Below are 14,225 nucleotides of genomic sequence, written 5' to 3' on the forward strand. Positions count from 1 at the left end.
TTTGGCAAGTCTGGTGTCATGACCGTGACCGCCAAAAGACAGGCCCTTCGAGAGAAGATTGGTGCAGCGCACGCTTCAGCCGTGAGTGCTCCAAAGCCCTGTCTATAAACTAGCCTTATGGCGCGCAGTGAGGCACGCCAGCGCAGAGACATCGCGAGGTCGATCGTTGGACAAGCGAGCGGAAAGCGTCGAGATCAGGTCCGCCAGCAAGGCCTATGGCGCCGTTCGCGCCCTCGACGACGTTTCCCTCAATGTCGGCGCCGGTGAATTTGTCTCACTGCTTGGCCCCTCCGGCTCCGGCAAGACCACGCTGCTCGGCATTTTGGGCGGCTTCATCCTGCCGACCTCAGGCACGATTCTGTTCGGCGGCCGTGACGTCACCTACATGCCGCCGCACAAGCGCGACATCGGCGTGGTGTTCCAGAATTACGCGCTGTTTCCGCACATGAGCGTCGGCGAGAACGTCGCCTTTCCCTTGCGCGCGCGACGCCTGCCGAAATCCTTCTGGCCGGACAAGGTGCGCGCAGCGCTCAGCATGGTCGGCCTTGCCGGCTATGAAGAGCGCGGCATCGCGCAGCTCTCCGGCGGTCAGCGCCAGCGCGTGGCGTTGGCGCGCGCCATGATCTTCGAGCCGCGCCTGATCCTGATGGACGAGCCGCTCTCTGCGCTCGACAAGCAGCTCCGCGAATCCATGCAGATCGAGTTGCGCGCGCTGCACAAGCGCATCCAGGCCACCATCATCTATGTCACCCATGACCAGCGCGAGGCGCTGACCATGAGCGACCGCGTCGCCGTCATGAAGGACGGCCGGCTGGTCCAGATCGACGAGCCGGCGCGGCTGCACGACCATCCCGCCGATTCCTTCGTCGCCAGCTTCATCGGCGAAGCCACGATGCTGCCGGTCCGCCGCGTCGATGCCTGCAGCGTTGCACTCGGCAATGCCGTGCTGCGCAGCGCGCGCGCCATTCCCGATGGCGATGCACTGATGCTGGCCGTGCACAGCGAGAAGCTGCTGATCGATGACGGCGCGCAGGATGTCGCCTGCAACCGGCTGACCGGGACTGTCACCGACATCGTCTACCAGGGCGAGAGCCTGCGCATTTTCCTCGCGCTCGCCGACGGCATCGCGCTCAGCCTGCGCCAGCCGAGCTACCACCAGGCCTATCACCGCATCCCGCCGCTTGGCGGCAGCCTCACCGTCACCCTCCACCCCGAGGACACCATCGTCGTCCCGAGGGCAAGAGAGTGAACTCAAGTCCCATCCAACCCGAGAGAAGAAACTGATATGTCGACCCAAGCCGCATTCAGCAATTTCAAGGTTCTCACCTTCGACGTCGTCGGCACCCTGATCGATTTCGAGACCGGCGTGCTCTCCGCGGTGCGCAAGATCTCGGGCAAGACGCCGGCCGAGCTCAGCGACGACCAGATCTTCGAATCCTACAAGCGCGGCCGCGACAAGCACTATGAGCGCTCGAGCGAGGTGATGTTTTACGTTTACCGTTACCTCGCGCAGGAACTCGGGCTGCCAGCGGATGACGCCTCATGCGACGTCTTCCAGCTCGCCGTGCTGCGCTGGGGGCCGTTCTCCGATTCCGTCGAGGCGCTCAAGCGGCTGCGCACGAAGTTCCGTCTGGTCGCGATGACCAATGCCGACCGCGTCGCGCTGTCGTGCTACGCGCATGCGCTCGGCAATCCCTTCGATGACACCGTCTGTGCCGACGACACCGGCGTTGCCAAGCCCAATCCGGAATTCTTCGCCTACAATAAGGGCCGCCAGTCGGCGTTCGGCTACAAGCAGTCCGACATCCTGCACGTCGCGCAGAGCCAGTATCACGACATCGGGATCGCGCGGAAGCTCGGCTACAAGGTGTGCTGGATCGAGCGCCGCCAGGGCATCGCCGGCTTCGGCGGCACACCGGCGGTGGAGACGCTGACCAGGCCGGACTTCCATTATCCGACCCTGAAGGCGCTTGCCGACGCCGCGATCGGGCCGGCAGCGTAACGGAGAGCTGTGGCATGACACGGGACTGGCGCGCGCTGCCATCGGTCAATTCGCTGTGGGAAGCCACGGCGGATCCGGCGCGCGCGTTTCCCGTGCTCTCGAGTGAGCAACAGGCGGATGTGGTGATCATCGGCGCCGGCTACACCGGCCTGTCCGCCGCGCACCACATCGCCAAGAGCGGGCTCAGCCCCATCGTGCTCGAGGCGAACCGCCCCGGCTGGGGCGCGAGCGGGCGCAATGGCGGGGTGATCACCGCAAAGTTCCGCCTGTCGTTTCGCGAGATCGATGCCGTGCACGGGCGCGACATGGCACGGCGCATGTACGAGATCGCGCATGAATCGACCGACATGGTCGAGGAGCTTGTCTCCGAATTCGGCATCACCAGCGCAAACCTTGTGCGCACCGGCCAGGTCAAGGCCGCGCACAACGAGACGACGCTCCGGGCCGCGATCGACGAGGCCAACTGGATGACGCGCGAGATGGGCTCTGCCGAGGTCCGCATCCTCGACAAGAACGGCGTGCGCGAGGAGACCGGCTCCGACAGCTTCGTCGGCGGCGTGCTCAATCCCGGCTCGGGCGGCATCCATCCGCTGAACTATCTGCGCGGCCTCGCCGACGGCGTGGCGCGCCGCGGCGTTCCTGTCTTCCAGGAATCGCCGGTGGTCAAGCTTCGGCGCGAGAAGGACGGTATCATCGCGGAGACGCCGCGAGGGACGGTGCGCGCCAAGCAGGCGATCATCGCCACCAACAGCTATTCCGACCTGACCAGTGCCACCGCGCATCTGCAGCGCACGCTGATCCCGTTCCGCAGCGCCATGGTCGCAACCGAGCGGCTCTCGCGCAACCTCGCGGGAAAGCTGATGCCGACGGGGCGCACCTACACCGAGACCAAGCGCATGATGCGCTGGTTCCGCATGGTCGACAACCGCGTCATCTTCGGCGGCCGCGGCGCCTTCGGCAAGCAGGATTCGCAAGCCGCGTTCGATGCCTTGCGCAAGGCGATGGTCGGCATCTTTCCCGATCTCGCCGATGTCCCGCTCGAATACAAGTGGTCGGGCCTCGTCGCGATGACGCTGGACTCGGTGCCGCATATCGGCCGGCTCGACGACCGCACGCTGTTCTCGGTCGGCTACAACGGCGCCGGTGTTGCGATGTCGAGCCTGATGGGCCGCTATCTCGCCGCCTTCGTGCGCGGCGAGACGCCCGACGTCGGCCTGCTCGACGCGCGGCGCATGAAGGCGATTCCGTTCTATCCGCTGCGTGAGCCCGCCGTGCGCATCGTCGCCGGCTGGTACCAGTTTCTCGATGCGATCGGTCAGTGAGATCTATTTGGAGGAGGCGAGGATGACGACGAAGCAGAGTTTGGGATTGGGCTGCGCGCTGCTGGGCGCGATCGGATTGACCAGTGCGGCTGATGCCGCCGAGCAGATCACCTTCGTCTCGCAGGGCGGCGCCTATCAGCAGGCGCAGACGGTGGCGATCCTCGATCCCTCCGCCAAGAAGCTCGGCATCACCATCAACCAGGACTCCATTCCCGACGCCTGGCCCGCGATCAAGACGCAGGTCGGCAGCGGCAAGCCGATCTGGGACGTCGTCGACACCCCGACCGGCAACTGCTTGCGCGGCGGCGAGCAGGGGCTGCTCGAGAAGCTCGACTTTTCGAAGATTCCAAACGGCGCGGCGATGCCGGAGGCCTATCGCAGTCCCTATTCGGTGTCCTACGAATTCTATTCCAGCGTGCTCGCCTACAGCCAGAAGACCTTCCCGAAGGACGCGCCGAACAGCTGGGCCGATTTCTGGGACGTGAAGAAGTTTCCCGGCCGCCGCGCGCTGCGCAACCACCCGTTCGCGACGCTCGAGGCGGCGCTGATGGCCGACGGCGTGGCGCCGGACAAGCTCTACCCGCTCGACGTCGACCGCGCCTTTAGGAAGCTGGAAGAGATCAAGCCGCACATCACGGTGTGGTGGACCTCGGGCGCGCAGTCGGCGCAGCTGCTCAATGACGGCGAGGTCGACATGGAGATGGCCTGGAACGGTCGCGTCAGCGCGGTCGCGAAGGAGGGCGCCAAGGTCGCCTTCACCTACAACCAGGGCATTTTGCAGAGCACCTCGCTGTGCATCCTCAAGGGCGCGCCGAATCTCGGTACGGCGCTAAAATTCCTCAACGAGGCCGTCGATCCCGTGCACCAGGCCAACCTGCCGCTCCACATCGATTACGGCCCGGGCAATCCGAAGGCGTTCGAGACGGGCGTGATCAAGCCCGAGCGCGCGGCGCAATTGCCGAGCGAGCCGGCGAATGCGACGAAGCAAGCGCTGATGTCCTACGCCTGGTGGTCCTCGCCCGCGGGAGAAGCCGCCGAGAAGCGCTGGGCGTCCTTCATGCAGAAGTGAGCGAGACAGCGTTGACGACTTCAGTGCCAGATCCCTCCCAAAAGCATCAGCGCCGTGAGCACGGCCTGATGCTGGCATTGGTGTCGCCGGCGCTGCTGGTGATCCTGGCTCTGATCGTGTTGCCGGTCGGCTGGCTGGCCTGGCAGTCGATCTACCATGACGGCTTCACGCTGGAGAACTATCGCCGCGTCTTCACCGAGGACATCTACTGGCGCAGCTTTGCGCTGACCTTCGAGATCAGCCTCGCGGTCACGGGAATCGCGCTGCTGCTCGGCTACCCCGTGGCCTACCTCGCCAATTCGGTGCCGAAGGGCTGGAGCATCCTCATCCTCTCGCTGGTCGTGCTGCCGTTCTGGACCAGCGTGCTGGTGCGCGCCTATGCCTGGCTGGCGCTGCTCCAGCGCAGCGGCGTGATCAACCAGTTCCTGCGCTATCTCGATGTGATCTCCGAGCCGCTCGCGCTGGTCCACAACACGTTCGGCACGGTGGTCGCAACCGTGCACATCCTGCTACCGTTCATGGTGCTGCCGCTCTATGCCACCATGCAGAAGATCCCGAACGACCTGATGCAGGCCGGCGCCAGCCTTGGCGCGAGCCCGTCGCTGACCTTCGTCCGCGTGTTCCTGCCGTTGTCGCTGCCGGGCGTGCTCGCGGGCTGCACCATGGTGTTCGTGCTCTGCCTCGGCTTCTACATCACGCCGGAGCTGCTCGGCGGCGGACGCACCGTGATGGTGTCGATGCTGGTGAGCCGCAACGTCGAGCTTTACAACCAGTTCGGGGCCGCCAGCGCGGTCGCGGTGGTGCTGCTAATAAGTGTGCTCGCGATCTTCTTCATTGTCAGCCGCTTCATCTCGCTCGACCGCGTGTTGGGGCAGAAATGATGCGCGCCTCGCCCGCACGGATTGCCCTCTACGTGATCAGTACGCTGGTGCTGGTCTATCTGATCATCCCCGTTCTGATCATCGCGCCGATCTCGTTCTCCAGCGCGCGCTTTCTGACCTTCCCGCCGCCGTCCTTCTCGCTGCGCTGGTACCAGCAATATTTCTCAAATCCCGCCTGGATGCAGGCGACGCGGGTGACGCTGACGGTTGCGCTCCTCACCGTCGTGATCGCGACCCCGTTCGGGGTGGCCGCCGCCTATGCCATCAGCCAGTCGAAGCTTCGGATCATGCGTCTCATCCACATGGCGCTGCTGTTGCCGCTGGTGGTGCCGATCATCATCACCGCCGTCGGCATCTTCTTCGTCTATGCCAAGGTCGGTCTGGTCGCGACCATGCCCGGCCTCGTGCTTGCCAACGTGATGCTGGGCCTGCCTTATGTCGTCATCTCGGTGCTCGCAGGCCTGCAGAGTTTCGACCCCGCGCAGGAGATGGTGGCGCGCAGCCTCGGCATGAACCGCCTGCGCAGCTTCTTCGCGGTGACGCTGCCGCAGATCAAGTCCAGCGTGGTCGCGGGCGGAATCTTCGCCTTCATCTCGGCGATGGACGAGACCATCGTCGCGCTGTTTATCTCCGGCGGCCAGTATCAGCCGCTGACCAAGCGCATGTTCACCGCGCTCCGCGACGAGATCGATCCGACCATTGCCGCGATCTCGACCTTGATGACGGCGGCCTCATTCATGCTGGTGCTGCTGGCGAGCGCGCGACAGAAGCGCAGCGGGTGAGGATAACGGGGTTGAAATTGAGGAAAGCAAATCATCCAATCGCGAAATCGGCGGCCGTCTCGGCGTGGATGGCCGTGGTGTCGAACGTCTCGACCGAAACGTCGTGCGGGCCGACCAGCATCGTGATCTCGGTGCAGCCGAGGATGATGCACTCGGCGCCGCCGGCGACGAGAGCCGCCATTACCTCCTGGTAGCGGCGGCGCGATGGCGCGGTGACGTCCCCGAGGCACAGCTCGTCGTAGATGATGCGGTTCACCTCGGCGCGCTCGTGCGCGGGAGGGACCATGACGTCGAGACCGTGCGCGCGCAATCGGTCGATGTAGAAGTCTTCCTCCATCGTGAACTTGGTGCCGAGCAAGCCGACCCGCCGATATCCCTTGGCCCGGATCCGCTCGGCCGTCGCATCGCCGATGTGGATGAACGGAACGCTCACGCTGGATATGATCTCGGGCGCCAGTTTGTGCATCGTGTTCGTGCACAACACGATCGCCCGCGCGCCGGCACTTTCGAGCAACCGCGCGACCTCAGCGAGGCTCGCCGCCGCCTCCTGCCAGCGGCCGGCATACTGCATCTGCTTGATCTGCTCGAAATCGTAGGAATACATCAACAGCGGGGCCGAATGCAGCTTGCCCATGCGGTCGCGAACCCGCTCGTTGATGAGCTTGTAGTAGAGCGCGGTGCTCTCCCAGCTCATGCCTCCGATCAGGCCAATGGTTTGCATTCCGGTGCTCCCGACGATTTGGTTCGGCCGGATCGTAGACGAAGATCTTGAAGCTCGCCATCATGGTCGCGGCAGGGCCTGTAGTGCAAACGGCAGGGACGGGCATGACGCCTGCGCAGGCTGCGAGAAGCCTTTCGATCTTGCGCACGCTCTCGGCCTGTCCTAGGCCAGTTCCCGAACAAGCGCGCATCGCCGAAGTCTTGAGGGAGCCGACATGACCATTCGCAACACCCGCACCGGGGGCCAGATCCTGATCGATCAGCTCGTCGCCCAAGGCGTCGAGCGCGTCACCTGCGTGCCGGGTGAGAGCTATCTGGCGGCCCTCGATGCGCTGCATGACAGCCCGATCGACGTCGTGATCTGCCGCGCCGAAGGCGGCGCGGCGATGATGGCGGAAGCCTATGGCAAGCTCACCGGACGGCCCGGAATCTGCTTCGTCACCCGCGGTCCCGGTGCCACCAATGCCAGCCACGGCGTCCACATCGCGATGCAGGATTCGACGCCGATGATCCTGTTCGTCGGCCAGGTCGACACCGGCATGCGCGAGCGCGAGGCGTTCCAGGAGCTCGACTACAAGGCCGTGTTCGGCTCGATGGCGAAATGGGCAGTCGAGATCGATCGCCCCGACCGCATTCCGGAGCTGGTGGCGCGCGCGTTCCGCGTCGCCATGCAGGGCCGCCCCGGTCCCGTCGTGATCGCGCTGCCGGAAAACATGCTGACCGAGACCGCGGCCGTCGCCGATGCCATGCGAATCGAGCCGGCGGTGAGCTGGCCGGCGCCTGCCGATATCGACAAGCTCGGCGCCATGCTGGCCGGCGCCAAGGCGCCGCTCGTCATTCTCGGCGGCTCGCGCTGGACCGATGAGGCGGCCAAGAGCATCGCGCGGTTCGCCGAGCGATTCGACCTGCCGGTCGCGACCTCGTTCCGCCGGGCCTCGCTGATCGACGCCGACCATTCGCACTACGCCGGCGACCTCGGCATCGGGCCGAGCCCGGACCTGAAGGCGCGCATCGACAATGCCGATGTCCTCCTGCTGATCGGCGGCCGCATGTCGGAGATGCCGTCCTCCTCCTATACGCTGCTCGACATTCCCAACCCGAAGCAGAAGCTGATCCATGTGCATCCGGGCTCCGAAGAGCTCGGCCGCATCTATCAGCCTGATCTGGCGATCCAGGCGACGCCGGCCGCCTTCGCCGCCGCCGTCGAGACGCTGAAGCCTTCCGGCGCGGTGGCGTGGAAGGGCGAGGCCGCCAAGGCGCATGCGGATTACCTCGCCTGGACCGGGAAGGCGCGCGAGCTGCCGGGCAGGTTCCAGTACGGCCAGATCATGACCTGGCTGCGCGATCGCCTGCCGAAGGACGCGATCGTCTGCAACGGCGCCGGCAATTATGCCGGCTGGATTCATCGCCATCACCGCTTCCACAGCTTTGCCGCCCAGCTTGCGCCGACCTCGGGCTCGATGGGTTACGGCGTGCCGGCGGGCGTGCTGGCCAAGCGGCAATATCCGGATCGCGTCGTCGTTGCCTTCGCCGGTGACGGCTGCTTCCTGATGAACGGCCAGGAATTCGCCACCGCCGTGCAATATGACGCGCCGCTCGTCGTCGTCATCATCGACAATTCGCAATACGGCACCATCCGCATGCACCAGGAGCGCGACTATCCCGGCCGCGTCGTCGGCACCCAGCTCAAGAACCCGGACTTTGCGATGTATGCGAAGGCGTTCGGCGGCCATGGTGAGCGTGTCGAGCGCACCGAAGAGTTCGCACCGGCGTTCGAGCGCGCGCTGGCTTCGGGCAAGCCGTCGATCCTCCATTGCATCATCGATCCCAGGGCGATCTCGGTCGGCAAGGATTTTGTTCCGGCGGTGAAGGCCTAGAGCGATGCCTGAAGGCCGCCACGTCGCCATCATCGGGGCCGGCGCGATCGGCGTGATCAGCGCGATCGAGGCGCTGCGCGAGGGCCATCGCGTCACGCTGATCGATCCCGGCGAGCCCGGAGGCGAACAGGCGGCGAGCTACGGCAATGCCGGCTGGCTGTCGTCGCATTCGGTGATCCCGCCGGCGGAGCCGGGCGTCTGGAGGAAGGTGCCGGGCTATCTGATGGACCCGCTCGGCCCGCTTGCGATCCGCTGGTCTTACCTGCCGAAGGCGCTGCCCTGGCTGATCAAGTACCTGCTCTCGGGCTGGACCCCGGCGCGGGTCGAGACCACGGCGTTCGCGCTGCGCGATCTCCTGAAGGACGCGCCGCTGCTGCACAAAAAGCTCGCGGAAGAAGCCGGTGTTCCTGAATTGATCGAGCGCAACGGCGTGATGCACGTGTTCACCTCGCGCGGCAATTTCGACAACGACCTCGGCTGGCGCTTGCGCAAGAAGGTCGGCGTCGAATGGCTGGAGCTCAATGCCGACGAGATGCGCCAGCGTGAGCCGGATCTGCATCCGCGCTATACCTTTGGCGTCGTCGTGGAGGAGGCCGGGCGCTGCCGTGATCCCGGCGCTTATGTCGCGGCCCTTGCCGCTCATGCGATCGCCAGCGGTGCGAAGCACGTGCGCGCCAAGGCAACCGGGCTGAGGCTCAACGGCGACAAGCTCGTGGCCGTTCTCACCGAGACCGGCGAGATCGCATGCGATGCCGCGGTGGTCGCGGCCGGTGCCCGCTCGAAGCAGCTCACCGCGTCGGTCGGCGATCCCTTGCCCCTCGAAACCGAGCGCGGCTATCACGTCGTGATCGAGAATCCGGAGGTAGGTCCGCGCAGCTCGATGATGGCCTCCGACGCCAAGCTGGTGGTGAACTGGACCAACAAGGGCTTGCGTGCCGCCGGCACGGTCGAGATCGCGGGCCTCGAGGCTGCGCCGAACTGGAAGCGGGCCGAGATCCTGCGCAACCACCTCGTCAGCATGTTCCCGAAACTGCCGAAGGACCTTCCGGCCTCGCGCGTCAAGACCTGGTTCGGCCATCGCCCGAGCATGCCGGACGGACGGCCCTGCATCGGCTATGCGCGCGCCTCGCGCGACATCGTCTATGCTTTCGGCCACGGCCATGTCGGCCTGGTCGGCTCGGCCCGCACCGGCCGTCTGGTCGCCCAGCTCGTGAGCGGCAAGGCGCCGGAAATTCCGCTGGCGCCGTTCGCACCCGATCGTTTCCTCTGAGAGCCTACCCATGACCACCTCAGCCAGCCCGTCCTCCCGCATCGCCCGTGGCGGCAAGGCCATCTACGGCGCGCCGCTCGGCATCCTGATGCTGGAGGCGCGCTTTCCCCGCATTCCCGGCGACATGGGCAACGGCACGACCTGGCCATTCCCTGTGCTCTATCGCGTGGTGAGTGGCGCCTCGCCGGAGAAGGTGGTGCTGAACGGCGCGGCCGGCCTCTTGCCCGATTTCATCGATGCGGCGAAGGAGCTGGTGCGGCTGGGGGCGGAGGCCATCACCACCAATTGCGGCTTCCTCTCGCTGTTCCAGAAGGAGATCGCGGCGGCCGTCGGCGTTCCCGTCGCGACCTCGTCGCTGATGCAGGTGCCGTGGGTGCAGGCGACCCTGCCGCCCGGCAAGCGCGTCGGCCTCGTCACGGTGTCGGGTTCGACCTTGACGCCGGCCCATCTCGAAGGGGCCGGCGTGCCGCTCGACACGCCGCTGGTCGGCACCGAGAACGGCAAGGAGTTCTTCCGTGTCCTGATCAAGGCCGAGAAGGACGACATGGACATCGGGCAAGCCGAGCGCGACGTCGTCGAGGCCGGCAAGGAGCTCGTCGCCAAGCATCCGGACGTCGGCGCCATCGTGCTCGAATGCACCAACATGCCGCCTTATGCGGCCGCGCTTCAGGCCGAGGTCGGATTGCCGGTCTACGACATCTATTCCATGATCACCTGGTTTCATGCCGGGCTGCGCCCGCGCGTCTTTGCGTGAATGCGTCCGTGAGATCGTCACACATCCAGGAGTGAACCCATGAAGCTATCCGGCAAGGTCGCCGCCATTACCGGCGCCGCGCGCGGCATCGGCAAGGCCTGCGCGAAGAGATTTTTGGACGACGGCGTCAAGGTCGTGATCTCCGACGTCGATGCCGAGGGCCTTGCCGCGACGGCCGCCGAGCTTGGCCGGCCGGATGCCCTGCGCACGATCGTCGGCAACGTCGCCAAGCGTGCGGACGTGGATCAGCTGGTCGCGACCGCGGTGAAGGAGTTCGGCCGGCTCGACATCATGGTCAACAATGCCGGCGTCGCCCGCAACCGCGACATCCTCGACATTACCGAAGAGGAATTCGACGAGATCATCGGCATCAATTTGAAGGGCGCGTTCTTCGGCGTGCAGGCGGCGGCGAGGCAGATGATCGCCCAAGGCGGTGGCGGGGTCATCATCAACATGTCCTCGGTGAACGCGCTGCTGGCGATCCCGGCGCTGGCGACCTACGCGATGTCCAAGGGCGGCATGAAGCAGCTCACCTCCGTCGCGGCGGTCGCGCTCGCCCCGCACAACATCCGCGTCGTCGCGGTCGGGCCGGGCACGATCCTGACCGACATGGTGGCGTCGTCCATCTACACCTCGGAAGACGCCCGCAAGACCGTGCTGTCGCGCACGCCGGCCGGCCGCGGCGGCGAGCCGAGCGAGGTGGCGTCCGTCGTGGCATTCCTTGCCAGCGACGATGCGTCCTATATCACCGGGCAGACGATCTATCCGGATGGCGGCCGGCTGGTCCTGAACTACACGGTGCCGGTGAAGGAGAAGTAGGGGCCCTCACTCCGCCGCAATATTGATTCCGTAACCCAGCCGCTTCGAAATGCTCCCCGCGCACTCGCGCAGCGCATGCGCGATCGGGCTGTCCCAGCGCGCGTCGAACGTGCCTTCCGGGCCCATCGCGGTGATGACCAGCGCGACGTGGCCGGAATGATCGAACACCGGCGCGGAGAACGCATTGACGCCGGGCAGGGGATCGCCGAGCGCACGGGCGAGGCCGTGCTTGCGGACCTCGGCGAGCATCTCGGCGACCTTCGCGCCCTTCACGGCGCGCTTCGGGTTGTAGCCGACGCCATGGCGGTCGAGGCCGCTGTCGAGCGCGGCGTTGATCGTCTTCTCCGGCAGGAACGCCGCGAACGCGCGGCCCGTCGCCGTCTCCAGCAGCGCCATCACCGAACCGGCGCGCATGACGATGTGCACCGGCTGGGCCGGCTCTTCGAGCTGCACCACGGTCGGGCCGTGCGTGCCCCAGATCGCGAGCGAGACAGCGTGGCCGATCTGGCTCGCGAGGCCCGCGATCTTCGGACGCGCGATGCGCACGCTGGAGAGCCGGCGCAGGCTGACCAGGCCGAGCTCCAGCGCCAGCGCGCCGATCTCGTAGCGGCCGGTGGTCTCGTCCTGCTCGATCAGGCCGATGCGGGAGAAGCTGGCGAGATAGGGGTGCGCCTTGGCTGGCGTCATGCCGGCTTCGCGGGCGAGATCGCGCAGCATCATCGGCTCGCCGCTCCGTGCGAGCGCGCGAAGCAATTCGCCGCCGACCTCGATCGACTGGATGCCGCGGCTTTCTCTCTTCATGCGCCTCCGATGCGCTTGAGTCCTTGTTTGAGCATGATCTCTTCGGAAAACCGCTGCACACATTTCCTGATCATGCTCTACGCCGCGTCGCGCTTGGCGGCGCTGTCGGCAAGATGTCTGCCGGCAATGTAGCCGAAGGTCAGTGCCGGCCCAAGCGTGATGCCTGCACCCGGATAATTGCCTCCCATGATGCTCGCCATGTCGTTGCCGGCGGCGTAGAGGCCGGGAATCACCCGGCCTTCGGAGTCGAGCGCGCGCGCGTTCTCGTCGGTGACGATGCCGGCATAGGTGCCGAGATCGCCGATCACCATCTTGATGGCGTAGAACGGGCCGCTCTCGATTGGCGCGACGCAGGGGTTGGGGCCGTGCAGTGCATCGCCCTGGTAGCGGTTATAGGCCTTCGAGCCCTTGCCGAAGGCGGCGTCATGGCCTTGCGGCGCCGTCACATTGAACTGCTTGACGGTCTCGACGAACGCCCTGGCGTCGATCCCGGCTTTTGCCGCCAGCGCCTCCAGCGTGTCGCCGCGCATGAGATAGCCGGTCTTCAAATGATGACCCAGCGGCATCGGGAAAGGCGGCACGCAGCCGAGGCCGTATTTCCGCAACGTCTTGTGGTCGCAGACCAGGAAGGCGGCGATCTCCTCGCCGGGCTTGGCGGCCTTGATCATGGCCTGGACGAAGTCGTGGTAGGAATTGCCCTCATTGGCAAAGCGCTTGCCGTCGCGCATCACCGCGATCACACCGGGTTTGGCACGGTCGATGAAATGCGGCATCACGCCCTTGGAGCCGTCCTTGCGCGTGGTCAGCGACACCGGCACCCAGGCCGCCGCGTTCGGCAGGCGGTCCTCGATGCGGCCGCCGGCGCCTTCGGCAAGGCGCAGGCCGTCGCCGGTGTTTCCCGCGGGCCCGGGCGAATAATGCTCAACGCCGGTCGGCGCGTGCGGGAACATCTTCCTGCGCCGCTCGACGTCGTGTGGAAAGCCGCCGCAGGCGAGCACGACGCCCCGACGTGCGCGGACACGCACGTCGCGTCCCTCGCGCGAGACGATGGCACCGGTCACAACGCCGTTCTCGACCGTCAGCTCGCGCACGGGCGCGGACAGCCACATCGGAATCTTCAGGTCGAGCGCGGACTTTGCGAGGCGCCCGGCGAGCGCATTGCCGTTGGTCAGCGTCATGCCGCGGCCATAGCGCAGCACGTCCATGAGATGTCGCGACAGGCGCTTCGTGACATAGACCGCGGAGGTCAGCGACTTCGTCACGCGCATGAAGTGGATGATCTCCTTGCCGCTTCCCAACATCATGCCGAACACGGTGAGCTCGGGCAGCGGCATGCCGAGCGATTTGATGAGGTCGCCGAGCTCGCGGCCGTCGAACGGGCGCGTTACCATGGAGCGGCCGCCCTGGGCGCCGCCGGGCGCCTCGGCGTGGTAATCGGGAAACACCAGCGGCATGTCGAAGCGCAGCGCCGTCTTGGTGGTGAAGAAATCGACCGCTTCAGGGCCGGCGCTCAGGAAGGCATCGACGCGTGCCGCGTCGTAATTGTTGCCGGCCTCGTGCCGCAAGTAGGTGCGGGCCTGCTCCGGCGACTCCTCGATGCCGTACGCCTTCGCCAGCGAGGTTCCGGGAATCCACAGCCAGCCGCCGGAGCGGGCCGTGGTGCCGCCGAAGCGCGGCTCCTTTTCGACGATCAGCACGTCGAGCCCGCGATAGCGCGCGGTGATCGCGGCCGACATGCCGGAGCAACCCGATCCGGCCACGAGCACGTCGCACTCGTAAGTCTCCAAGGTGCCATGCTCGTTGCCAGCCATATCGGGCCTCACCTCTTAATTAGATAATAGAAAATTAGTTTGTCAATGGCGAACAGGAGGTGCCGGGTGGCCGGGTAATGCCATGTAAGGGGTGTCCCTGCCTCAACACCCGTCATT

13 protein-coding genes are annotated in these 14,225 nt (G+C 66.0%); 10 read left to right on the forward strand and 3 right to left on the reverse strand.

Annotated features, from left to right (window positions below):
* The first annotated feature begins 166 nt into the window (after nt 1–166).
* From N2604_RS11995 to N2604_RS12020, 6 genes are all read left to right on the forward strand, one after another.
* Nucleotides 167–1,249: an ABC transporter ATP-binding protein gene (locus N2604_RS11995; protein ID WP_260374850.1), complete on the forward strand. Its 1,083-nt coding sequence runs from the start codon at nt 167–169 to the stop codon at nt 1,247–1,249.
* A gap of 36 nt (nt 1,250–1,285) precedes the next feature.
* On the forward strand, nt 1,286–2,002 hold the full coding sequence (locus N2604_RS12000) for an HAD family hydrolase (protein WP_260374851.1): 717 nt from the start codon (nt 1,286–1,288) through the stop codon (nt 2,000–2,002).
* A gap of 14 nt (nt 2,003–2,016) precedes the next feature.
* Nucleotides 2,017–3,324 carry an FAD-binding oxidoreductase gene (locus N2604_RS12005; RefSeq protein ID WP_260374852.1) on the forward strand — a complete coding sequence of 436 codons (1,308 nt, stop codon included), beginning with the start codon at nt 2,017–2,019 and terminating at the stop codon, nt 3,322–3,324.
* 22 nt (nt 3,325–3,346) lie between these two features.
* Nucleotides 3,347–4,393, forward strand: a complete 1,047-nt coding sequence (locus N2604_RS12010; RefSeq protein WP_260374853.1) for an ABC transporter substrate-binding protein — start codon at nt 3,347–3,349, stop codon at nt 4,391–4,393.
* A gap of 68 nt (nt 4,394–4,461) precedes the next feature.
* Nucleotides 4,462–5,274, forward strand: a complete 813-nt coding sequence (locus tag N2604_RS12015; protein ID WP_260374854.1) for an ABC transporter permease — start codon at nt 4,462–4,464, stop codon at nt 5,272–5,274.
* Nucleotides 5,271–6,056: an ABC transporter permease gene (locus tag N2604_RS12020; protein WP_260374855.1), complete on the forward strand. Its 786-nt coding sequence runs from the start codon at nt 5,271–5,273 to the stop codon at nt 6,054–6,056. The genes N2604_RS12015 and N2604_RS12020 overlap by 4 nt, the downstream gene beginning before the upstream one ends.
* A 31-nt stretch (nt 6,057–6,087) precedes the next feature.
* Here the strand turns inward: N2604_RS12020 and N2604_RS12025 are convergent, their stop codons facing one another.
* Nucleotides 6,088–6,777 (reverse strand): aspartate/glutamate racemase family protein, encoded by a 690-nt coding sequence (locus tag N2604_RS12025; protein ID WP_260374856.1) that lies wholly within the window; start codon nt 6,775–6,777, stop codon nt 6,088–6,090.
* 214 nt (nt 6,778–6,991) lie between these two features.
* On the opposite strand from N2604_RS12025, the gene N2604_RS12030 reads away from it, so the two are divergent.
* The 4 genes from N2604_RS12030 to N2604_RS12045 are packed head-to-tail and all read left to right on the forward strand — an operon-like array spanning nt 6,992 to nt 11,496.
* Entirely contained in the window at nt 6,992–8,653 is a 1,662-nt protein-coding gene (locus N2604_RS12030; RefSeq protein ID WP_260374857.1) for a thiamine pyrophosphate-binding protein, read from the forward strand.
* A 4-nt stretch (nt 8,654–8,657) separates the two neighbouring features.
* On the forward strand, nt 8,658–9,923 hold the full coding sequence (locus N2604_RS12035) for an FAD-binding oxidoreductase (protein ID WP_260374858.1): 1,266 nt from the start codon (nt 8,658–8,660) through the stop codon (nt 9,921–9,923).
* 10 nt (nt 9,924–9,933) lie between these two features.
* Nucleotides 9,934–10,677, forward strand: a complete 744-nt coding sequence (locus N2604_RS12040; RefSeq protein ID WP_260374859.1) for an aspartate/glutamate racemase family protein — start codon at nt 9,934–9,936, stop codon at nt 10,675–10,677.
* Nucleotides 10,678–10,716: 39 nt separating this feature from the next.
* Entirely contained in the window at nt 10,717–11,496 is a 780-nt protein-coding gene (locus N2604_RS12045) for an SDR family NAD(P)-dependent oxidoreductase (RefSeq protein WP_260374860.1), read from the forward strand.
* Between the two features lie 6 nt (nt 11,497–11,502).
* On the opposite strand, the gene N2604_RS12050 is transcribed toward N2604_RS12045, so the two are convergent.
* Both N2604_RS12050 and N2604_RS12055 read right to left on the reverse strand, forming a co-directional pair.
* On the reverse strand, nt 11,503–12,297 hold the full coding sequence (locus N2604_RS12050; protein WP_260374861.1) for an IclR family transcriptional regulator: 795 nt from the start codon (nt 12,295–12,297) through the stop codon (nt 11,503–11,505).
* Between the two features lie 77 nt (nt 12,298–12,374).
* Entirely contained in the window at nt 12,375–14,108 is a 1,734-nt protein-coding gene (locus tag N2604_RS12055; protein WP_260374862.1) for an FAD-dependent oxidoreductase, read from the reverse strand.
* Nucleotides 14,109–14,225: the final 117 nt, after the last annotated feature.

The organism is Bradyrhizobium sp. CB1015 (genome assembly GCF_025200925.1).
GTDB lineage: Bacteria > Pseudomonadota > Alphaproteobacteria > Rhizobiales > Xanthobacteraceae > Bradyrhizobium.